Origin of the sequence: Neisseria subflava (assembly GCF_003044645.1) — a bacterium.
GTDB lineage: Bacteria > Pseudomonadota > Gammaproteobacteria > Burkholderiales > Neisseriaceae > Neisseria > Neisseria subflava_B.
This window is the reverse complement of record NZ_POXL01000005.1, coordinates 46416-65326: the sequence shown is the minus strand read 5'-3', so window position 1 is coordinate 65326 and position 18911 is coordinate 46416. Positions and strand designations below refer to the sequence as shown.

At 51.2% G+C, this 18911-nt stretch carries 21 protein-coding genes and 1 tRNA gene; 13 read left to right on the top strand and 9 right to left on the bottom strand.

What is annotated here, in order from left to right:
• The first annotated feature begins 236 nt into the window (after nucleotides 1-236).
• Nucleotides 237-1610, top strand: a complete 1374-nt coding sequence (locus tag DBY97_RS06680) for a Na+/H+ antiporter family protein (protein ID WP_107857878.1) — start codon at nucleotides 237-239, stop codon at nucleotides 1608-1610.
• 1 nt (nucleotide 1611) lies between these two features.
• On the top strand, nucleotides 1612-1839 hold the full coding sequence (locus DBY97_RS06675) for a SlyX family protein (protein WP_107857877.1): 228 nt from the start codon (nucleotides 1612-1614) through the stop codon (nucleotides 1837-1839).
• A gap of 102 nt (nucleotides 1840-1941) precedes the next feature.
• On the opposite strand, the gene lysA is transcribed toward DBY97_RS06675, so the two are convergent.
• Both lysA and lptM read right to left on the bottom strand, forming a co-directional pair.
• Nucleotides 1942-3162 (bottom strand): diaminopimelate decarboxylase, encoded by a 1221-nt coding sequence (gene lysA, locus DBY97_RS06670; protein WP_107857876.1) that lies wholly within the window; start codon nucleotides 3160-3162, stop codon nucleotides 1942-1944.
• A gap of 16 nt (nucleotides 3163-3178) precedes the next feature.
• The gene (gene lptM / locus DBY97_RS06665) at nucleotides 3179-3370 is read right to left on the bottom strand and encodes an LPS translocon maturation chaperone LptM (protein WP_003684659.1); all 192 of its coding nucleotides are present in this window, start codon (nucleotides 3368-3370) and stop codon (nucleotides 3179-3181) included.
• A 50-nt stretch (nucleotides 3371-3420) separates the two neighbouring features.
• Here lptM and cyaY point away from each other — a divergent pair, with 50 nt between their 5' ends.
• The 3 genes from cyaY (at nucleotide 3421) to DBY97_RS06650 (ending at nucleotide 6095) form a co-directional block, all read left to right on the top strand.
• On the top strand, nucleotides 3421-3744 hold the full coding sequence (gene cyaY, locus DBY97_RS06660; protein ID WP_107857875.1) for an iron donor protein CyaY: 324 nt from the start codon (nucleotides 3421-3423) through the stop codon (nucleotides 3742-3744).
• Nucleotides 3745-3798: 54 nt separating this feature from the next.
• A complete protein-coding gene (gene luxS, locus DBY97_RS06655) occupies nucleotides 3799-4305 on the top strand; it encodes an S-ribosylhomocysteine lyase (protein ID WP_049328425.1) in 507 nt (168 codons plus the stop codon).
• Between the two features lie 185 nt (nucleotides 4306-4490).
• Nucleotides 4491-6095 carry a hypothetical protein gene (locus DBY97_RS06650; protein WP_107857955.1) on the top strand — a complete coding sequence of 535 codons (1605 nt, stop codon included), beginning with the start codon at nucleotides 4491-4493 and terminating at the stop codon, nucleotides 6093-6095.
• Nucleotides 6096-6204: 109 nt separating this feature from the next.
• Here the strand turns inward: DBY97_RS06650 and DBY97_RS06645 are convergent, their stop codons facing one another.
• The 4 genes from DBY97_RS06645 to DBY97_RS06630 form a co-directional block, all read right to left on the bottom strand.
• Nucleotides 6205-6894 carry a hypothetical protein gene (locus DBY97_RS06645; protein WP_107857874.1) on the bottom strand — a complete coding sequence of 230 codons (690 nt, stop codon included), beginning with the start codon at nucleotides 6892-6894 and terminating at the stop codon, nucleotides 6205-6207.
• Nucleotides 6876-7934, bottom strand: coding sequence for a beta-ketoacyl synthase N-terminal-like domain-containing protein (locus tag DBY97_RS06640; RefSeq protein ID WP_107857873.1), 1059 nt, complete (start codon nucleotides 7932-7934; stop codon nucleotides 6876-6878). Before DBY97_RS06640 ends, DBY97_RS06645 begins: the two co-directional genes overlap by 19 nt.
• Nucleotides 7931-8221: an acyl carrier protein gene (locus DBY97_RS06635; RefSeq protein ID WP_003748215.1), complete on the bottom strand. Its 291-nt coding sequence runs from the start codon at nucleotides 8219-8221 to the stop codon at nucleotides 7931-7933. Before DBY97_RS06635 ends, DBY97_RS06640 begins: the two co-directional genes overlap by 4 nt.
• A gap of 83 nt (nucleotides 8222-8304) precedes the next feature.
• Nucleotides 8305-9030, bottom strand: a complete 726-nt coding sequence (locus DBY97_RS06630; RefSeq protein ID WP_107857872.1) for a 16S rRNA (uracil(1498)-N(3))-methyltransferase — start codon at nucleotides 9028-9030, stop codon at nucleotides 8305-8307.
• Nucleotides 9031-9193: 163 nt separating this feature from the next.
• Between DBY97_RS06630 and DBY97_RS06625 the strand changes: the two genes are divergently transcribed.
• Nucleotides 9194-9982, top strand: a complete 789-nt coding sequence (locus DBY97_RS06625; RefSeq protein WP_003684681.1) for an inositol monophosphatase family protein — start codon at nucleotides 9194-9196, stop codon at nucleotides 9980-9982.
• A 264-nt stretch (nucleotides 9983-10246) separates the two neighbouring features.
• On the opposite strand, the gene DBY97_RS06620 is transcribed toward DBY97_RS06625, so the two are convergent.
• On the bottom strand, nucleotides 10247-10714 hold the full coding sequence (locus tag DBY97_RS06620) for a YchJ family protein (protein WP_107857871.1): 468 nt from the start codon (nucleotides 10712-10714) through the stop codon (nucleotides 10247-10249).
• A gap of 187 nt (nucleotides 10715-10901) precedes the next feature.
• Here DBY97_RS06620 and DBY97_RS06610 point away from each other — a divergent pair, with 187 nt between their 5' ends.
• From DBY97_RS06610 to DBY97_RS06580, 7 genes are all read left to right on the top strand, one after another.
• On the top strand, nucleotides 10902-11750 hold the full coding sequence (locus DBY97_RS06610; RefSeq protein ID WP_199900744.1) for an RnfABCDGE type electron transport complex subunit B: 849 nt from the start codon (nucleotides 10902-10904) through the stop codon (nucleotides 11748-11750).
• Nucleotides 11751-11820: 70 nt separating this feature from the next.
• A complete protein-coding gene (locus DBY97_RS06605) occupies nucleotides 11821-12819 on the top strand; it encodes a BtrH N-terminal domain-containing protein (protein ID WP_107857954.1) in 999 nt (332 codons plus the stop codon).
• A gap of 80 nt (nucleotides 12820-12899) precedes the next feature.
• Nucleotides 12900-13643: an SH3 domain-containing protein gene (locus tag DBY97_RS06600; protein WP_107857868.1), complete on the top strand. Its 744-nt coding sequence runs from the start codon at nucleotides 12900-12902 to the stop codon at nucleotides 13641-13643.
• Between the two features lie 45 nt (nucleotides 13644-13688).
• Nucleotides 13689-14432, top strand: coding sequence for an SH3 domain-containing protein (locus tag DBY97_RS06595; RefSeq protein ID WP_107857953.1), 744 nt, complete (start codon nucleotides 13689-13691; stop codon nucleotides 14430-14432).
• Nucleotides 14433-14477: 45 nt separating this feature from the next.
• Nucleotides 14478-15221 (top strand): SH3 domain-containing protein, encoded by a 744-nt coding sequence (locus DBY97_RS06590; RefSeq protein WP_107857867.1) that lies wholly within the window; start codon nucleotides 14478-14480, stop codon nucleotides 15219-15221.
• Nucleotides 15222-15249: 28 nt separating this feature from the next.
• Nucleotides 15250-16164 (top strand): ABC transporter ATP-binding protein, encoded by a 915-nt coding sequence (locus DBY97_RS06585; RefSeq protein ID WP_107857952.1) that lies wholly within the window; start codon nucleotides 15250-15252, stop codon nucleotides 16162-16164.
• A complete protein-coding gene (locus DBY97_RS06580) occupies nucleotides 16161-17414 on the top strand; it encodes an ABC transporter permease (protein WP_107857866.1) in 1254 nt (417 codons plus the stop codon). The genes DBY97_RS06585 and DBY97_RS06580 overlap by 4 nt, the downstream gene beginning before the upstream one ends.
• A 192-nt stretch (nucleotides 17415-17606) precedes the next feature.
• On the opposite strand, the gene DBY97_RS06575 is transcribed toward DBY97_RS06580, so the two are convergent.
• A tRNA-Lys gene (locus DBY97_RS06575) sits at nucleotides 17607-17682 on the bottom strand.
• A 59-nt stretch (nucleotides 17683-17741) separates the two neighbouring features.
• Nucleotides 17742-18821, bottom strand: coding sequence for an iron-sulfur cluster carrier protein ApbC (gene apbC / locus DBY97_RS06570; RefSeq protein ID WP_049332209.1), 1080 nt, complete (start codon nucleotides 18819-18821; stop codon nucleotides 17742-17744).
• Nucleotides 18822-18911: the final 90 nt, after the last annotated feature.

Below are 18911 nucleotides of genomic sequence, written 5' to 3'. Positions count from 1 at the left end.
TTGGTACCATATGCAAAGAATAGGAAGCACGTGTTTTTTAGATATTTTTATCGCCAGAACCGCACGCCCTATTAAAACTCTGAATAAGGGTTAACGGCAGGCCGTCTGAAAAGTTTCAGACGGCCTGCCGTTTTTTGCAAAGGCTTCATGCTTGGGTTATGATGTTTATTTGTAATATGTAAACAGATGATTGCCTGTTTTTACATAATAGGTCGTCTGAAACAACGGAGAACGATATGAATGCGGTTGTAATTGCGGTCATCATCATGCTTGTGCTGTCTTTATCGCGCGTGCATGTGGTGCTCAGCTTGGCTGTCGGTGCGTTTGTCGGCGGCTTGGTGGCCGGTATGCCTTTGGAGAATGTAACCAACGCGGCCGGCGATGTAGTGCAGCAAGGGATTATTCCTGTTTTTAACGAAGGCCTGAAAGGCGGGGCGCAAATCGCGCTGTCTTATGCCATGCTCGGTGCGTTTGCCATGGCCATCACGCATTCCGGCCTGCCGCAACAGCTCGCCGGCGTGATTATCCGCAAGCTCAACGGCGGCGAAGGCAATGCGAAAGGCGAAGGCGCGGTCAAATGGTTACTGTTGGCGATTATTTTGTGCATGGGCGTGATGAGCCAAAACGTTGTGCCGATTCATATTGCATTTATCCCGATGATTATTCCGCCGCTGCTGTTGGTGTTCAACCGTTTGAAACTCGACCGCCGCTTAGTGGCCTGCGTGATTACGTTTGGCTTGGTAACGACTTATATGTTCCTGCCTTACGGCTTCGGTGCCATCTTCTTGAACGACATCATGTTGGGCAATATCCGCTCAGCAGGCATGGACACCAGCGGCATCAATGTGATGCACGCAATGGCGATTCCGGCTTTGGGCATGGTGTCCGGCTTGCTGCTGGCCTTTTTGCACTACCGCAAACCGCGCATTTATCAAAACAATACCACTGACACGGAAGACAACCGTGCGGCAGTGCAACAACAAGAGCCTTCAACCTATCGCAGCTTGGTAGCGGCCGTGGCGATTGCCGTGTGTTTTGCCATTCAGCTTTTGTATGATGGCTCGCTGGTATTGGGTGCTATGTTGGGCTTTGCCGTGTTTATGATGCTGGGCGTGATGAACCGCTCCGCCGCCAGCGATGTGTTCGGCGAAGGCATCAAAATGATGGCGATGGTCGGCTTTATTATGATTGCAGCACAAGGTTTCGCCGCTGTAATGAACGCAACCGGCGAGATTCAGCCTTTGGTCGAACGCAGCATGGCTTTGTTCGGAAGCAATAAAGGCATGGCCGCCTTTACCATGCTGTTTGTCGGCCTGCTGGTAACCATGGGCATCGGCTCGTCTTTCTCCACCTTGCCGATTATTACCGCGATTTATGTGCCTTTGTGCATCAGCTTGGGCTTCTCCCCAATGGCTACCGTGGCCATTGTCGGCACGGCAGGCGCGCTGGGCGATGCGGGTTCCCCCGCTTCCGACTCGACACTCGGCCCAACCATGGGTCTGAACGCCGACGGTCAACACGACCACATCCGCGATTCGGTTATCCCGACCTTTATCCACTACAATATCCCGCTGATGGCTGCCGGCTGGATTGCCGCGATGGTGCTGTAATATGAGCGATATTCAGGAATTGGAATACCGCGTCACAGAGCTGGAAATTCAGACGGCCTTGCAGGAAGATTTAATCGGCAGTCTGAACGACACCATCGCCAAGATGCAACAGGCTTTGGATTTGCAGCAAGGCCAGTTGCGGCTTCTGTATCAACGGATGCAGGACAAAGGTGCAAACGGCGAACGCGAACCGTACAGCCTACGCGATGAGATTCCGCCGCATTATTGATAAACTGAAAAAGGGCGTGTTTGATACATGCCCTTTTCTTTCATAGCAAAGGCCGTCTGAAAGTCAATCAAGCTTTCAGACGGCCTTTTAAACAATCAAACCTTACAAACAAGCCAATTCGTTGGCCATTTGCTGCTCGATGGTTTCACGTTGGCGGATAAGTTTGCATTCGTTGCCGTCAACCAATACTTCCGCCGCACGGTTGCGCGTGTTGTAGTTGCTCGCCATGCTTGAGCCATACGCACCGGCGCTGCGGATAAGCAGCAAATCCCCTTCTTCGCAGGCGATGGTGCGGTCTTTGCCGAGGAAGTCGCCGGTTTCGCAAATCGGGCCGACGATATTGGCCGTCAGAGACTCAATGTCTTTGGTTTCAACCGCTTCAATGTGATGATAGGCATCATAAAGCGCCGGACGCATCAAATCGTTCATCGCCGCATCGACCATCACAAAGTTTTTCTCTTCGCCATATTTGACGAATTCAACTCGCGTCAACAACGCGCCTGCATTGCCAACCAAACTACGACCTGGCTCGAGAACCAGTTTCAGACGGCGTGTACCGATCAGTTTTTGAACTTCTTTGGCATACGCGCCCAAATCAGGCACATTTTCGTCTTGATAAACAATGCCGACACCGCCGCCCAAGTCCAAGTGTTCCAACACAATGCCTTCGGCTGCCAATTGGTCAACCAAGGCCAAGATACGTTCGCAGGCTTCGACAAGCGGGCTGAGGTCGGTCAGTTGCGAGCCGATATGGCAGTCGATACCGACGATTTTCAAATGGCTTTGTCGGGAAGCATGACGATAGGCCTCAAGTGCATCGGCATAGGCAATACCGAATTTGTTGGCTTTCAGGCCGGTGGAGATATAAGGGTGGGTTTTGGCATCGACATCGGGATTGACGCGTAGGGAAACCGGGGCGACTTTACCTAAACGCGCGGCAACTTTCTGAATACGGTCGATTTCGGGAATGCTCTCCATATTGAAGCATTTCACGCCGGCATTCAGTGCGAATTCAATTTCTGCCTCACTCTTGCCCACACCGGAAAAAATCGTTTTCGCTGCATCGCCGCCTGCCGCTAAAACACGCGCCAACTCACCGCCGGACACAATGTCAAAACCACTCCCCAAAGAAGCAAAGTGCTTGATGATGCTCAGATTACCATTCGCTTTCACTGCGTAGCAGACAAGCGGATTTAAAGCGGCAAACGCGGTTTGGTAGTTTTCAAATGCCTCGGTCAGCGCAGATTTGCTGTACACATAAAGCGGCGTACCAAACTCTTCAGCAAGGTGTGTATAAGGTAGTTGTTCGCAGGATAAGGTCATGTTTGTGAAATCTTTTTTAATCGTTGGTTTGAGTGGTCGGTTCTTTGGCCGTATCGAATTTCAAGCCGGTTTGAATCACGCCGAAGCGCGCCTTGTCGCCTTCTTTGGGCAGGTAGAGGTCGCCTTTGTAGCCGCAGGCAGAGAGCAGCAGAGCCGTTGCCGCTGCAAAAAATACGCCGTATTTCATCAGTAAAACTTTCTTCATCATTACGAATGTGGCAAGATTCGGTATCTTAAACAAAAACCACACAAAAAGCCATGATGACCGAAAGCGAATTCATCCGCCTGAGCGAAGAATTGTTTGAACACATTGAAGACCAAATCGATGAAAACGGCTGGGATTTCGACTGCCAGTTTGCCGGAAACGTACTGACCATCGAAGCCGAAGACGGTACGCAAATCATCGTCAACCGCCACACGCCCAACCAAGAATTGTGGATTGCTGCCAAAAGCGGCGGCTACCATTTCGCCGAGCAAAACGGCAAATGGCTGGCAACGCGTGACGGACGGGATTTCTACAACGTTTTGAACGAAGCACTAAGCGCGGCTTCGGGTGAAGCAGTTGAGATTGCGGAATTGTGATTCAGTCTCCAAATATCCCTAGCCAAAAATCTATTTACCTCAAAGGACACCCAAATGCCCCTACTAGACAGTTTCAAAGTTGACCACACCCGTATGCACGCCCCTGCCGTACGCGTGGCAAAAACCATGACCACGCCCAAAGGCGACACCATTACCGTATTTGACCTGCGTTTTTGCATTCCCAACAAAGAAATCCTGCCCGAAAAAGGCATTCACACGCTGGAGCACCTGTTCGCCGGTTTTATGCGCGACCACTTAAACGGCAACGGCGTTGAAATCATCGACATTTCCCCGATGGGCTGCCGCACCGGTTTCTACATGAGCCTCATTGGTACGCCCGACGAGCAAAAAGTGGCCGATGCATGGCTCGCTTCAATGCAGGATGTTTTGACCGTTCAAGACCAAAGCAAAATCCCCGAGTTGAACGAATACCAATGCGGTACCTACATGATGCACTCGCTTGCCGAAGCTCACGAAATCGCCCAAAACGTTTTGGCACGCAAAGTAGCCGTCAATAAAAACGAAGAGCTGACATTGGACGAAAGCCTGTTAAACGCCTAATACGCTATGACAGCAAAGGCCGTCTGAAACTTTAGTATGACAAGTTTCAGACGGCCTAAGACCTTTTATTCCAATTTTCAACCTTTCAGCCATAGTTTTACACCGCCTAAAAATAAGTTGGCGGATGCTGACAGTGTACATAGTATAATTACACTTTGAACAAACAACCTGATTCTATTGCCTTTATGAAACCGTTTTTCTGCAAAACCGCCATTGCCCTCAGCCTGACCCTCCCCGCCGCCGCTAATGCTGCCGAGTATGTCTGCAATGTTGAAGGCATCACCGTTTATGCTTCATACCAGATCAATGACGCCTGTCGCATAGTTGAAACAAACAATGTAACAGAAAACAGCATCGTTGCAATTCCAGGCGACACTCCGGTTTTAAAAACGGTACAAACAACAGAATTTAAAGCATCTGCCACTGACTACGTTCATGCTTCTCAAGCAGTGCCTGCGGTACAAACCCCAGTCGTTGTTGCTCGAAATGAATACGGTATTCCGGCACCTATTTCCATTCCGATGGCACAAACTCGACAAGCTGTGCCTGCGAATAAAACTATTGCAGACAACGTAATCGTTTCCAACAATACGCCTGTTTTGGGAACACCAGCCGTTGCAAAACCTGAAAACTATGTTGTCGATACTGCTGCACATAACACAACTCCTGTCGTACAAACGCAGACGACTGCCGTTCAAGAGGACAACACTATTGTTCCTCCAATGCTCGCCGCACAAACCCAACCTACCATTGCGGCCGACAAAGCCATTGCAGACAGCGTAATCGTTCCCAACAATACGCCTACTCTGGAAGTGCCGCCCGCAATAAAAGCTGAAGACTATGTTGCCGACACTACTGTCCGCAATACAACTCCTGTTGTACAAACTCAGTCTAGTGCAATCCAACCAGAAAACAGTATTGTTCCTCCAATGCTTGCCGCACAAGCCCAACCTACTGCTTCTACCGAGAAAACAGTTTCAGACGGCCTTGCTATTATTAATGAAACACCAGCTGTTCAACCTGTTGTACCTGCAATCCAAACTCCACAAGAGATTATTCAGAACTCGGCAGTTCAGCCGCAAACTTCAACTACCCAAAATAACCAAGCGGTAACAGCTCAGGATGAAGTGCTCGATAAAACACCTGCCAAAGTCGAGACTAAGCATAAAGGCAAAACTTATGCCAAAACCTCCTCTCGACGCAAAGCCAAGGTTAACCGTACTAAAGCCGATAAAACAGCCGTTGTCCGCGCATCTGAGGAACAAGCAGCCAAACCTATTGCCACCGCTTCAACCGAACCAAGCACGCCAGCAACTGCCACTCCGGTAGAGCATGGCAAAACCACTGTCCCAACACCTTTCCCACAAGCATACAAACCGGCAGCCGATATTTTGCTGGATAAAGGAAATAGCGACAGCGATATCAAAATCCTGCCGAATGTACCGATTACCAGCGTGACCAACACAGCCGAAGCTGCCAATCCGCGCATCAATATTACCCTGCGCAACCGTCAGAACAAATCACGCAGTTCTTCATACAGCAAATACAAAGCCCCTGTTATCCGTACTGCACCTGTGGTTACGCCGGCTCCTAAGCCAAGCCCTAAAGAAACCCGCAAACAGATATTGCAGACTGAAGTACGCAATGAACAGGCCGCTATTACCCGCCTTCAAACACAGCTGAATGCAGCCAAACAAAAAGGCGATCAAATTAAAATCCAACAACTGACCCGTACCATCAACGCCCGTAAAGCGAATATCCGCGCTATTCAAGGCGAGATGTCTCGTTGATTGGTTTTTGATACAAAAAGGCCGTCTGAAAATATTTTCAGACGGCCTTTTTAATGACGTAAACTTTTTTATTCAACAGACAAATACTTTCTCTAAAATCATTTGTCGATCACACCAAAGTACATTTTTTCACATCCCTACCCTCGTGCGCCATTACTACTTCTATCCAATCAGCGATACTTTGCCAATAATATCGCGGCTTTTCAGACGACCTATCAGCCTGCATCACTTCATCATTCAACACAACGGGAACACCCTGCTCTGTACCGGCTTCAAGCACAATCCAAATACTGCCTTCATGAGTATCGGCATGAGCTGCTTGATGCTCATATGCCCAACCAACCGCAGCTTGTCCGCCATTTTGCAAAGATTGCATCGCCAACAACAATGGATGAAAGCAAGTATCTATATTGTTGTCGACAACTACGACCAAAGTTGCACCATGCGTTCCTAACGCTTTCGCGGCATGAAAAACGGGGGCGTTGTGCAGGTTGGCAATAAAGTCAAACGGCATCGCGGCGTGATGGTTTAGCACATTGTCTGCCATTTTTTCAAACACGGATGGCGAAGAAAACGGCGTACCGAGAAAAACGGTGCAATCAGGGCGGATTTCGCTTTGTTCCTTCAGTTGCCCTGCGCCAAGCGCGGCAATCAAACTCAAGCGGCTGAGGCGGCGGGTATCTATACCGCTTTGCTGCTTTAAGGTTTGCTTGAGGATTTTACCGCCGGTGCCGGCGTCAGTATCAAAACGCACGGTGGCGGTAATACGGATATTAGGATTTACGGTTGCCATTGCCATACCAAAGATGTGTTGCTGCCACCAAAGCCAAACTGATTGGCCAAACAGGAAAAGCCGCCTTTTTGTGAAGCCACGCACTCGGAAAAACGAATTTCCCGCCCCTGATAATCGTTGCTTCCGCCTTGTTTTAAAGCGGATAAAAGCAGGGCTGTTTCAAGGGCTGCCGTTGCGCCAAGCGTGTGTCCGATTTGCGGTTTGAACGCCATCAAAGGCGGCAGTGTACCGAATATATTTTCCAGTGCGGCCAATTCAGCGGCATCGCTGTCAGCCGTGCCGATGCCGTGTGTTTTAACGGCTGCAATGCTTTCAGGAGCGATGCCTGCAACACTCAAAGCGCGTCGCATCACTTGCTCCTGCGCTTGGCCATCGCTTTGAATCAGGTCATTGCCTGTATTGGCGGCGTGTCCGATAAGTTTCAGACGGCCTGAAGAAGATTCAGGAGCAGCAGAAGATAAGGCAAGCGCGGCAACACCTTCGCCTAAAATCAAACCGTTTCCGCCAAAAGGCTGATACTGCTCAGCCAGCAAACCCAAGCTGTGAAAATGCAGCAAAGTCAGCCGGTTGAGGTTTTCAATACCAAGCACAAAGGCGCGCTCCGCCCCTCCGCGCAAACAGTTATCCGCCTGAATCAGAGCATGGGCGGATGAAGTGCAGGCAGTAGCGAAACTGAAAATCTGCCGATTGCCGCTGCGACGGCGCAAATCTTCGGCAAGATAAAGCAGATTGTGTTCTTCTGCCGCCCTATTGCCCGCAAGATAGTCATTTTCATATTCGGAGATGGAATAGGAACTGGAACCGATAAACACCGGCGCTTCATGCCAACTTTCAGACGGCCAGCCTGCATGTTCGGCGGCTCGGCGCAAATGTTGTTCGGCAATATCCGCAAGTTCCTTCCGCCCCAAGTGGTTACCGGCAAATGCACGGAAATAAGCAGCCTGCTGCGTCTGGTTTAAAAACGTATAAGACACCGCATCAGGCCGTCTGAAATCCGTTTGCGGATTCAAGGCAGAAGTGGCCGCCGTACCGCAAACCCAACTCACGCGCCATGCTCCGCGCGGATAAACGCCGCCAAATCGCGTACGCACATCATATGTTTGCGCACCATACGGTCGCCCTGCAGGCGCACTTGGAAATACTGTTGCAAGGCAACGCTGATTTGCAGCGCATCAAGCGAATCCAAACCGACCGGACTGTCATCGCCAAACAAAAGTGCATCGTCGGTGAAATCATCCATATCCACATCGTCGGCCTTATCGGCCTCTTGCACGATTAACTTTTTCAATTCCGCTTCCAGCTCGTGCTCGGCCAGCGTAAAGGTGTAAGACATTTTTTAAACTCCCATTTTTATATCATGAAGCAACAACTTGTTTTAGCGAAACTCGCTACGCTCGTTTTCAGACGGCCCGAACTTTATGCAAAATCGCCCCAAAGCGTCTGCATGGCGGCGATGGCCGCAAGTGAGGCGGTTTCGGTACGCAACACCCGTTTACCAAGCGTAACGGATTGAAAACCGGCATCAAATGCCTGTTGCTCTTCCTTCTCCGTCCAGCCGCCTTCCGGGCCGACCATAAACACGACCTTACCGGACTGCGGCTGAACATCGCTCAGTTTTTGTGCGCGGTTCAAGCTCATTAACAGTTTGGTTGTTTCCTGCGGCAACTGCTGCAGAGCCTGTGCATAAGTCGTCAGTGGCAAAACCTTCGGCACAATATTGCGGCCGCTTTGTTCACACGCCGAAACGACGATTTCCTGCCAACGCGCTACCCGCTTTTCAGCGCGTTCGCCGCTCAAGCGGACGACACAGCGTTCGCTGATGACCGGGCGAATTTCTGCCACGCCCAATTCCACGCTTTTCTGCAAAGTGAAATCCATGCGCTCGGCGGCGGATACCGCCTGTACCAATGTAATGTTCAGCGGCGATTCGTTGTCCGTTGCCTCTTCACGCAAAATGCGCACGCTGGCGCGGCGTTTTTCCAAAACTTCGGGCAAAGCCGGATATGCCTTGCCATTGCCGTTGAACAACACGATTTCTTCCATGTTTTTCACGCGCAATACATTCAAATGGCGCACCACATTATCGGGCAATTCGACCACGCTGTCGGGGCTTAAGGCAAAATCAACATAAAATCGGGGCATGGTTTCCTGCTTTATTCATGTATATAATTTGAACTTTCGTGAACGAAGTTGAAACACGGCGACATACACTTGCCTGCCTGATTTTGATTTCATCCACTATAATTTAAAACTTCCCGAATTTTAATCCACTGTCACGCAAAACTGCAAAAAACAAGGATACGCCGTGCTATACCGTTTACAGAAAGTCGTCCGCCACATCGCCCAAACCGAAGTCATGCCGCGTTTTCTGAACACGCCGTCACGACGCAAGGAAGACGGCTCGGTTTTGAGTGAAGCGGATTTGGCCGCACAAACCGCTTTTGCCGCCGCCCTGCCCTTATTGGAGGATTGTCCGATGTTGGGCGAGGAGATGAGCGTTCAGGAGCAAACCCGTTTGTGGAACGAACATTCAGACGGCCTGTGGATTGTCGACCCTATCGACGGCACAAACAACTTCGTCAACGGTTTGCCGCATTTTGCCGTATCCGTCGCGCTGGTTAAAAACGGCCACGCCGAATTAGGCGTGATTTACAATCCGGTCAGCGGCGAATGTTTCTATGCCGAACGCGGCAAAGGCGCATTTCTCAACGGCACGCCGCTGCCGCTGCGTTCCGAAAACAAAAAACTCAACGAATCCATTGCCGGCGTGGAAATCAAATACCTGCGTTCGGGCAAACTCGCCAGCCGCATGAATACCCTTGCCCCATTCGGCACAATCCGCAGCATGGGCAGCAGCACGCTCGATTGGTGCTACCTTGCCAGCGGCCGCTACGATATTTACATCCACGGTGGACAAAAGCTGTGGGACTACGCTGCCGGCGCATTAATTTTTGAAGAAGCCGGCGGCTGCCTGACCACTTTGGAAGGCGACGATTTTTGGAGCGGCGAACATGTATTCAAGCGTTCCGTCATCGCCGCATTGCAACCCGAGCTGTTTCAGCAATGGGTGAAATGGATTCGAGAAAATCAGTAAAAATACCGTTTATCTTCAAAAAATCACGATTATCTTGCAACTTATTGAAATTATTTCACTTCTTAACAGCATTTAATACTAAAAACGGTAGAATATTAATCGCTGACACAACACCGCTCTTTCATCCCTTTTGGGCGGTGCAGCAAGTAAGACGTTTTCCCGCAATGTATTGGCCATTCATACTTCTCCCTTAGTATGAATGGTTTTTTTTATCTGCAAAAACAGCTCAGGCCGTTTGAACGTTCAGACGGCCTGTTTACACTACTATTTGAAAAACTGTCCGCAACACGCCTTAAACTTTTTACCCGAACCGCACAAACAAGGCTGTTTCATCGTCGGCAAAGCAACGGTTGGATCAATAAAGTACCAACGCCCGTCTATTTTCACAAACGCCGACAATTCATGATGGCACTCAGTTTGCCCGTTCTCTTCAAAATACGCCTCAAACTCGACCAAAGCATGCAGCTTCCCAAACGGCACATGACGGATAACCTTCAATCCCGACCACTGAGTCTGCCTACTCCATGCCGCCAAATCCTGCTTGTCCAACAAATTCTGCTGCGCAGGGACAGTCGTGTCCACGATATAGTCGATTTCCTGCAAAACATACGCGCTGTAACGCGAACGCATCAACTCTTCCGCCGTCAAGGCCGCCGCCTCACACGCATGAAACGGTGCGCAACATTCCGTATAAACACGCCCCGACTGACAAGGGCAAAGTGTAGCCGTCATTTCTAATTACCCGAATAAATCCATTTCAAAATTATAACGCAAACCCGACTCAGGCCGTCTGAAAACGAGTGTAGCGGGTTTCGCTAAAACGGGCGTAAAGAGTTTCGCTAAAATAAGCAAAGCGGGTTTCGCCAAAATAAACGCAACAATCTGATATAATGCGCCTTTTCGATTTTGACTATCCATGATGACCATTCCCATCCAAAGCATCAGCCGCCTGTTGCCGCAAACCCAATGTCGTGAGTGCGGCTATGAAGGTTGCCTACCCTATGCGCGCGCCCTGTCGGCAGGAGAAGCATCGGTAAACCTGTGCGCGCCGGGTGGGGAAACCGTCATGAAAGACATTGCCGACCTGTTGGGCAAGCCCTACCTCGCGCCGGCAAAAACACAAATCAAAGCCGTAGCCCTGATTGACGAAGCCGTCTGCATCGGCTGTACCGCCTGCATCCGCGCCTGCCCTGTCGATGCCATTATGGGCGCATCCAAACTGATGCACACCGTCATCAGCGACGAATGCACCGGCTGCGGCTTGTGCGTTACCCCATGTCCCGTCGACTGCATCGACATGGTTCCCGTATCGCAGCCCTTCCTGCCGTCCGCACGCCGTTTCAGCACCTCTGCCGAACCGCGCTTTGCCGCCGCCGAACACGCACAAAGCCGTTTTGAACGCCATACCGCGCGCAAACAGCGCGATGATGCCGAACGCAAAGCCCTGCTGGCGCAACGCGAAGCCGCCGTCAAAGCCAAACAGGCCGCACAGGCACAAACCCAAATAGCCGCACCAAGCGCCGCATTCAACCCCATGGATTTGATTGCCAAGGCCATGGCCAAAGCGCAATCGCAACAGGATAAACTCGTCTCCTCCGACAACCGAGAAGACTTCAAAGCGCGCCAAATCGAAGAAGCCAAAGAACGCGCCGAACTGCGCCGCGCCCAACGTGATGCCAAATACGGCAACGAAGCCGAAAAAGCCGCCGCCATCGAATTTCTGCGCCGCTACAAAGCCGAGCAGGAAGCGGCCAAGGAAGCCCGCTGATTTCCAAAACAACAAACCATTCCGACCGTATCAGGCCGTCTGAAAACATTGCATGAAAACCAATAACTTTATGACCACACAAGAATTTCCACACCAGCATACCGCCCATTGCGAAAGCGGTGTGATGTCCACCCTGCTCAAATACCATGGCCACAATTTAGACGAAGCCATGATTTTCGGTATTGCCCACGCGCTGACGTTTGTCTGGATGCCGCTGATCAAATTAAACGGCATGCCGCTGGTTTCCTACCGTACCGCGCCGCGCAGCATCATCAAAAACACCTGCAAAGCATTGGGGCTGAAATTATCCGTCCGCAAATTTTCCGACGCACAAAGCGGACAAGCCGCATTGGATGCCGCGCTATCCTCAGGCAAACTGGCCGGTTTGCAAACCTCCGTCTTTTGGCTGCCCTACTTCCCGCCACAAATGCGCTTCCATTTCAACGCACACAATCTTTTAGTGTACGGAAAAGACGGCAACGACTACCTCATCAGCGACCCCGTATTTGAAACCGTGCAACGCTGCGCCGCCGAAGATTTGCAACGGGCGCGCTTTGCCAAAGGCGTATTGGCGGCAAAAGGCATGATGTACACATTAGAAGACAACAGGCCGTCTGAAAAAATCATGGCAGACTTGCCCGCTATTATCCGCAAAGCCATACGCAAAAACGCCAAACATATGCTCGCGCCGGTCTTTTTCATCGGTGTAAAAGGCATCCGCACGCTGGCCAAAAAAATCGAGTCCCTGCCTGCCAAACAAAACGACAAATACAAAAAACTGTTCCTCGGCCATTTGGTGCGGATGCAGGAAGAAATCGGCACCGGCGGCGCGGGTTTCCGCTATATCTACGCCTATTTCCTCGAGCAGGCCGCCCGTATCTGCGACAGCCCCGCGTTTCAGACGGCCTCGGAACAAATGACCGCCATCGGCGACCAATGGCGGCAGTTTGCAGCAATGTGCGTGAAACAGTGCAAAAAGCCGTCCGAAAACGGCTGCCGCGAAATCGCCGCATTTTTGCGCAAGATTGCGGACGATGAAGAAGCCTTGTGGCGGGGATTGTTGAAATAATGGGAATCATGCGGCTTAACTTAAACCGCCGCGTACAGTTTTGAAATTAGGTCGTCTGAAAACTCAAAGAAAAGATAAAAATGCGTTACTTAACTGCTCTCTTATTATTGTGTTCCGCCTTAACCCATGCCGCGCCGCCGGACGGCTTTGCCTTGGTTCATGATGCCGACGGACATACCAATTTACGCGAAAGCCCCGATTTGAATGCCAAAGTCTTGGCAAAAATTCCCAACGGCACACCGTTGAAATGTCTGGGTGATGGCGGCGAAGGCAGCCTGAGTTTCTGTACTGCCCAGCTGCAACAACCTGCCGCAGAAGACTACGGTTTCATCCATTACAGCCGTCTGATATTTCCCGCCTCCGACAAAAGCTTCGCCCGACTGCGCGAACAATCTGGTCATGACGATACGCTGACTTTGTCCGGTAGCGGACAAAAGGTACACATCGTTGCCCGCCGCATCCATCCAAAACTCAGCGACTTCTCGGGCATCAACAAAGACAAATACACCGCGCGGCTCTATCGAGGCAAACCTTTCTATGGTACAGAGAACGACATTCCCAAAAGCGTATTTGCGCTTGAACGTATCACGCTAAACGGTCAAGCGGTTCCCGCTGCCGAACTGCAAGGACTGTTCTCGCCCGATTTTGCCGCCACCGCACGCGATAGCCAGGTGTACGACCGCTGGGAAGCCTATTACCGCAGCATCGATAAGAGACTCTATCTATTTGGCAGACAAGGCTCGGGCGCTGGTAGTTTCGATGTCTGCTTTATATTTAAGGACGGTAAATTCCAGCGCCGCTATTTATGGAATGCTGCGCTATAAATATCGCTCGAAAAGGTCGTCTGAAAACTCAAAGAAATGATCAAAATGCGTTACTTAGCTGCTCTCTTATTATTGTGTTCCGCCCTAACCCATGCCGCGCCGCCGAACGGCTTTGCCTTGGTTCATGATGCCGATGGACACACCAACTTACGAAAAAGACCCGATTTGAATGCCAAAGTCTTGGCAAAAATTCCCAACGGCACACCGTTGGAGTGTGTGGAAGAACTCAGTGAAAACAGACCGGACTTCTGTTTTGTTCAGCTACAACAGGCAAGCGCCGACGATTCCGGCTTTATCCATTACAGCCGCCTGATATTTCCCGCCGCCGATAAAAGCTTCGCCCGACTGCGCGAACAATCCGGTCGCGACGATACGCTGACTTTGTCCGGTAGCGGACAAAAGGTATACATCGTTGCCCGCCGCATCCATCCAAAACTCAGCGACTTCTCGGGTATCAACAAAGACAACTTCACGGCGCGTCTCTATCAAGGCAAACCGTTCTATGGCATGGACTCTATGATTCCCAAAAGCGTGTTCGCGCTTGAACGTATCACGCTAAACGGTCAAGCGGTTCCCGCTGCCGAACTGCAAGGACTCTTCTCGCCCGATTTTGCCTCCACCGCACGCGACAGCAATGTATATCAAGGCTGGGAAGCTTATTACCGCCGCAGCGATAAAACGCTTTATCTGTTCGGCAGACAAGGTTCGGACGGCGCTCCTTTCGATGTCTGCTTTATATTTAAAGACGGTAAATTCCAGCGCCGTTATTTATGGAGTGCTGCGATTTAAATATCGCTCGAAAAGGTCGTCTGAAAACTCAAAGAAATGATAAAAATGCGTTACTTAGCTTCCCTCTTATTATTGTGTTCCGCCTTAACCCATGCCGTGCCGCCGGACGGCTTTGCCTTGGTTCATGATGCCGACGGACACACCAATTTGCGCGAAAGCCCCGATTTGAATGCCAAAGTCTTGGCAAAAATTCCCAACGGCACGCCGTTGGAATGTGTAGGCGAAGCCAGCAAAGACAATCCGAATTTCTGTACCGCGCTGTTGCAACAGACAGCAATCGGCGGTTACGGCTTTATCCACCGCAGCCGCCTGATATTTCCCGCCTCCGACAAAAACTTCGTTGCACTACACGAACACTTCGGTCGCGGCGATACGTTGACTTTGTCCGGCAGCGGACAAACGGTACGCATCACTGCCCGCCGTATCCATCCCAAACGCAGCGACTTTTCAGGTATAGCCCCAAATAGTGATACCGCGCCTCTCTATCGAGGCAAACCATTTTATGGCACAGACGGCTCCATTCCGAAAAGCGTCTTTGCCATAGAACAGATCACGCTAAACGGTCAAGCAGTTCCCGCTGCCGAACTGCAAGGGCTGTTCTTGCCCGATTTTGCCACCACTGCACGCAGCAGCAATGCGTATGATGGCTGGGAAGCCTATTACCGCGGTAGCGATAAGACGCTTTATCTGTTTAATTCGGTGAATAATGATGCTGGCTCTTTCGGTATGTGTTTCGTATTTAAAGATGGCAAATTCCGGCAGCGTTATGTATGGACTGTATCACCATGAATATTCATTAAAGGGCAATTTGGAAACCATGATTCAAATCCAATCCCTCTCCCACCGTTATCCCAAAGCAGAAACTGCCGCGCTGGACAATGTGTCATTCGATATTGCCGACGGCGAATGTTTGGGGCTGCTCGGCCACAACGGTGCGGGGAAAACGACGCTGATGTCGCTTTTGGCAGGCTTGCAGGACGTACGGCAGGGCGAAATTTTGTTTGACGGCAAGCCGTTACACCTGTTGAGCCGCAGCGAGCGGCAGAAAATCGGTTTGGTGCCACAGGATTTTGCGTTTTATCCGCAGCTTTCTGTGTGGGACAACCTGCTGTTTTTCGCTTCGCTTTACAAAGTGCGCGACAAAGGTCGTCTGAACGCGCTGTTGGAACAGACCGATCTGACCGCCCATAAAAACAAAGCAGCAAAGCACCTTTCGGGCGGGCTTAAACGCCGTCTGAATTTTGCCATCGGTCTAATTAACACGCCGCAACTGGTGTTCCTCGACGAAATCACGGTCGGCATCGACCCGCAGTCGCGCCGCTTTATCCTCGACAGCGTGGCGGATTTGACACGGCAGGGAGTAACCGTGGTTTATACCTCACACTATCTGTCGGAAATCGAGCAGCTTTGCGGCAAAATTGCGCTGCTGCAACACGGCAAGCTGGTGTACCACGGCGGTTTGGATGAGCTTCTAAGCACGCAAACCGGTGTCGTGCGTTTTACCGTCGAACCGCCGCTGCCGCCTCAAACGCTGACCGCTTTGGGTGCAAAGCAAGTGGACAGCCGCGGCATGATGGAAACGGCGCACGATGCCGCCGCCGTTTATGCCGCCCTGCAACAAAGCGGCGCGCAAATCCGCTACTTCCAGCAGGGACACGGCTCACTGGAAACGTTTTACCTTGATTTCCTGCGTAAAGACGAACCGGCAACAGATAAGCAAAATCCACAATGACAACCTCCTCCCTCCTCAAAGAACTCAAACTGCTCTGCCGCGACCTGCACGGTTTGGCCGTGTTGTTTGTGATGCCCATCGCCTTCATGCTGATTATGTCGTTGGCGCTGAGCCGCGACCAAGACCCGCACACCGACAGCCGCATCGCGCTGGTCGGCGCGGCAGACGACAGCGTCAATACCGCACTGGCCGCCGCGCTGGAAAAAGAGCAGATTCATGTTACGCGGATGCCGTCTGAAAAGCTGACCAATGCGCAAAACGGCCTGCATGACAAGCGTTTCCAACTGGTGCTGCTCAACCCGAACCCCGCTTCCGGCAAAATCGCCGACGACAAAGCCCTGCAAATCTATGTACCACCCGATACCGAGCCTTCGTGGCTGGCGGCGGTCAAAGGCGTTTTGCAGCAGCACTACACCCAAACGCGGCTGGACGCTTATTTCGACAACAACGACGGCATCAAAATCGACAATAAAAAACTGCCCCGTTCCATCCGCAAAGACATCCAGAAAAAAGTCGATGAAAAAAACGACGAACAATTCGCCGCCGTGCGCAGCTTTTTAGATAAAAAAATGCTGGAAGAACACTATCTGAGCGCAGGCAGCGGCACGGTGGAAAAACCCAACGCCGTACAGCACAGCGTACCCGCATGGCTGATTTTCGGTATGTTTTTCATCATGATACCGCTGTCGAACGTCATGGCGCTGGAACGCCAGACCAACACCATCACCCGCCTGCGTCTCGCCCGCGCCTCCGCGTCCGGCCTGATTGCCGCCAAACTCGTCCCCTATTTCCTGATTAACCAGCTTCAATTTGTCGGAATGCTGCTGCTCGGCCGCTACCTGCTGCCCGAAATCGGCGTACCCGCCCTCATACTCAACGGTAGCCTTGTTCCCTACGCGTTGCTGTCCGTTACCGTCAGTGCCACCGCACTCGGCTACGCGCTATTAATCAGCGTCTGCGCCAAATCCACCGAACACGCCGTCGTCCTCGGCGGCGGCGGCATCATCCTGATGGCGGCAATCGGTGGCATTATGGTGCCTGCACACGTCATGCCCGAAACCATGCAGCAACTCACTTGGATTTCCCCAATGGCATGGGGCTTGAAGGCTTTTCAGGAATTACTGCTCAACCGCAGCGGACTGGACGGAATCGGCCGTTATCTGCTTCTACTGTCAGCATTCTCTTTTGCCACACTGACTGTTGCCGTATTGGTTTATCGTAGGCAGTTGCAGACGCAGATAAGGTTTTAAACGTTTGTCTGCCCTAAGTAGAAAACTTATTTCTCAAAACTATTCCTATAAAACTTCAGGCCGTCTGAAAATATCTTTCAGACGGCCTGATGCTTGATATGCTATGAATTGTTTCAATAACAAAATATTTTCAACAAAATCCTAAACTCCAAACGCAAAAAACCTGCTTTTTTCAAAGCAGGTTTTCATATTTGGTGGGTCGTGAGCGATTCGAACGCTCGACCAACGGATTAAAAGTCCGCTGCTCTACCGACTGAGCTAACGACCCGATAAGCTGTGCATTATATAGACGAGGCACACAGCTGTCAACACCTTTTTTAAACTTTTTTATTCGACGACGATTTTCGGGAAGCGGCTGCTGAAGTCTTTACCTTTATCGGCAATAGCCAGCGCAATTTGGAATGCGGCTTCGGTGTAGATGTCGGCGATGGTTTGGTTATTTTCAAACAAGGCCGAAGATGTGCCGCTGTCCATGGCTTCGCGTACAGGCAGGCTCAATGGAAGTTGGCCGAGCAACGGTACATTCAAACGCTCTGCCAAGTTTTTGCCGCCTTCTGCGCCGAAGATTGCTTCGGCATGGCCGCAGTTGGTGCAAATATGGACAGACATGTTTTCCAAAACGCCCAAAATCGGAATATTGACTTTGTTGAACATATCCACGGCTTTGCGTGCATCAATCAGGGCGATGTCTTGCGGCGTGGTGACGACAACGGAGCCGGTCACGGGGATTTTTTGCGACAGGGTCAATTGGATATCGCCAGTACCGGGCGGCAGGTCAATGAAGAGATAATCGACATTGTCCCACTCGCTTTGGAACATAAGCTGTTGCAAGGCTTGGCTGACCATCGGGCCGCGCCAAACGACGGCTTGGTCGGTATCGACCAGAAAACCGATGGACATCACTTGAATGCCGCTTTCGGCTTCAACGGGAATGAGTTTTTTGTTTTGTTGATCGGGTTTGCGGTCTTGTACGCCGAGCATGGTGGGCTGGCTTGGGCCGTACAGGTCGGCATCGAGTACGCCGACGCGTGCGCCCATTCTGGCCATTGCGGTGGCAAGGTTGGCAGTGGTCGTTGACTTGCCAACACCGCCTTTGCCCGATGCAACGGCGATGATGTTTTTCACGCCTTTGATGGTCGCCACGCCGGGTTGGACTTTGTGCGTACCGATTTCGGTATCGATACTCAAATGGATATGCGTGTCGCCGGTATGGGCCATGACAGCTTCTTGAAGGGCGTTGGCAATGTCTGCGGCGATATGGGCAACAGGGAACGCGAATTTCAGGCCGATATGCAGGCCGTCTGAACGCTCTTCAAGGAGTGTAACGGCTTTTTCGCTGCCTAAGGTGCGCATTGTGTGGGGAATCAATACGGCATCGAGTGCGGTTCGGATGGCTGGGATATTCATAATCTGCCTCTTGAATGTGGGAAATTGTTTATGTGCGTGATTTGTCGTGCGACAAATCTGCCGAATTATACCCTTGAACGCCATGCAAGG

Bases quoted from the DNA above. Each gene is read 5' to 3' on its own strand.
- DBY97_RS06680 (WP_107857878.1), top strand. From the start codon at position 237: ATGAATGCGGTTGTAATTGCGGTCATCATCATGCTTGTGCTGTCTTTA.
- DBY97_RS06675 (WP_107857877.1), top strand. From the start codon at position 1,612: ATGAGCGATATTCAGGAATTGGAATACCGCGTCACAGAGCTGGAAATT.
- lysA (WP_107857876.1), bottom strand. From the start codon at position 3,162: ATGACCTTATCCTGCGAACAACTACCTTATACACACCTTGCTGAAGAG.
- lptM (WP_003684659.1), bottom strand. From the start codon at position 3,370: ATGATGAAGAAAGTTTTACTGATGAAATACGGCGTATTTTTTGCAGCG.
- cyaY (WP_107857875.1), top strand. From the start codon at position 3,421: ATGATGACCGAAAGCGAATTCATCCGCCTGAGCGAAGAATTGTTTGAA.
- luxS (WP_049328425.1), top strand. From the start codon at position 3,799: ATGCCCCTACTAGACAGTTTCAAAGTTGACCACACCCGTATGCACGCC.
- DBY97_RS06650 (WP_107857955.1), top strand. From the start codon at position 4,491: ATGAAACCGTTTTTCTGCAAAACCGCCATTGCCCTCAGCCTGACCCTC.
- DBY97_RS06645 (WP_107857874.1), bottom strand. From the start codon at position 6,894: ATGGCAATGGCAACCGTAAATCCTAATATCCGTATTACCGCCACCGTG.
- DBY97_RS06635 (WP_003748215.1), bottom strand. From the start codon at position 8,221: ATGTCTTACACCTTTACGCTGGCCGAGCACGAGCTGGAAGCGGAATTG.
- DBY97_RS06630 (WP_107857872.1), bottom strand. From the start codon at position 9,030: ATGCCCCGATTTTATGTTGATTTTGCCTTAAGCCCCGACAGCGTGGTC.
- DBY97_RS06620 (WP_107857871.1), bottom strand. From the start codon at position 10,714: ATGACGGCTACACTTTGCCCTTGTCAGTCGGGGCGTGTTTATACGGAA.
- DBY97_RS06610 (WP_199900744.1), top strand. From the start codon at position 10,902: ATGACCATTCCCATCCAAAGCATCAGCCGCCTGTTGCCGCAAACCCAA.
- DBY97_RS06605 (WP_107857954.1), top strand. From the start codon at position 11,821: ATGACCACACAAGAATTTCCACACCAGCATACCGCCCATTGCGAAAGC.
- DBY97_RS06600 (WP_107857868.1), top strand. From the start codon at position 12,900: ATGCGTTACTTAACTGCTCTCTTATTATTGTGTTCCGCCTTAACCCAT.
- DBY97_RS06595 (WP_107857953.1), top strand. From the start codon at position 13,689: ATGCGTTACTTAGCTGCTCTCTTATTATTGTGTTCCGCCCTAACCCAT.
- DBY97_RS06590 (WP_107857867.1), top strand. From the start codon at position 14,478: ATGCGTTACTTAGCTTCCCTCTTATTATTGTGTTCCGCCTTAACCCAT.
- DBY97_RS06585 (WP_107857952.1), top strand. From the start codon at position 15,250: ATGATTCAAATCCAATCCCTCTCCCACCGTTATCCCAAAGCAGAAACT.
- DBY97_RS06580 (WP_107857866.1), top strand. From the start codon at position 16,161: ATGACAACCTCCTCCCTCCTCAAAGAACTCAAACTGCTCTGCCGCGAC.
- apbC (WP_049332209.1), bottom strand. From the start codon at position 18,821: ATGAATATCCCAGCCATCCGAACCGCACTCGATGCCGTATTGATTCCC.